1 protein-coding gene is annotated in these 1,270 nt (G+C 52.1%); it reads right to left on the reverse strand.

The window, feature by feature from the left end; genetic code table 11:
• Nucleotides 1–92 precede the first annotated feature (92 nt).
• A protein-coding gene (locus tag ACT3RQ_RS17675; protein WP_444631916.1) for an IS3 family transposase occupies nucleotides 93–1,180 on the reverse strand; the annotation gives its coding sequence in 2 pieces (ribosomal slippage) (nucleotides 93–925 and nucleotides 925–1,180; 1,089 coding nt in all).
• Nucleotides 1,181–1,270: the final 90 nt, after the last annotated feature.

The raw sequence follows: 1,270 nt of genomic DNA on the forward strand, positions 1-1,270 counted from the left end.
CACGTCGCGTCTAGCCGCTTCCCGTGTCGAATAAATCTGTCGCTTGATCCGGTAATCCCCCCATTTATAACCGGGGCGATAAGTAGAGTTGGTTAGGCAGCCATTGTCACCTTCTGTTTCGGTGTTATCCCGCCCAATGCCATATTCGGTCGCTCGTGGTTGTACGTCCAGAGCCAGCGTGTGGCAAAATCCTGTACTTCAGCGATCGAGCCGAAAAGATAATGGCTCAGCCAATCATAACGGACTGTTCGGTTGTAGCGTTCGATGTAGGCATTCTGCTGTGGCTTGCCAGGTTGAATGTGCAGCAACTCAATGCCGTTCTGCTTCGCCCAACGGGTTAGTTTGCCACTGATGTATTCCGGGCCGTTGTCGCATCGAATGGCCTTGGGTCGGCCACGCCATTCGATCAACTGGTTTAAGGAGCGTATCACGCGCTCTGCTGGCAGTGAGAAGTCAGCATCGATGATCAGGCCTTCTCGATTGTAATCATCGATCACGTTGAACAACCGGTACTTTCGGCCATTGGCCAACTGATCATGCATGAAGTCCATCGACCAGCAGGTATTCAGCGCAGTGGGTACAACCAGTGGCGCTGGCTTTTCACGCACCAATCGCTTTTTTGGCTTGATGCGCAAGTTCAGCTCCAATGCCCGATAAATTCGGTAGATCCGCTTATGGTTCCAACCAAAGCCCTTCACGTTGCGCAGATACAAATAACACAGTCCAAAGCCCCAGTTACGCTGATTGTGGGTCAGGCGCACCAGCCAGTCAGCGATAACGGCGTTCTCATGGCCAAGCTTCGCCTGATAGCGGTAACAGGTTTCACTGATCCCAAAAACCTGGCAAGCCAGCCGAATACTGCAGCAACCGGCCTCAACGACATTCTTTGCCATCTCGCGGCGTTGAGATGGCTTTACCACTTTCCCTCAAGGGCTTCCTGGCGCAACTCTGCCTTCAACCGCTCTTCGGCATACATCTTCTTGAGGCGCTGGTTCTCATCTTCCAATTCCTTGAGGCGCTTCATCATGGACGTGTCCATGCCACCGTACCTGGAGCGCCATTTATAAAATGAGGCACTGCTCATGCCGTGCTCGCGACACAGTTCAGGGACAGGCACACCAGACTCAGCCTGCTTCAAAATCGCCATGATCTGGCTGTCAGTAAAACGTGACTTGCGCATGTGAAATCTCCTGTTTTTTCAGGTTACAAAATTCCACTTATCAACGCGATTATTTTTCGGGAGGATTACCATCCGCTCTCGCTTGAGGAG

It is taken from the genome of Halomonas sp. AOP43-D1-4, assembly GCF_052446175.1.
Classification (GTDB): domain Bacteria; phylum Pseudomonadota; class Gammaproteobacteria; order Pseudomonadales; family Halomonadaceae; genus Vreelandella; species Vreelandella citrativorans.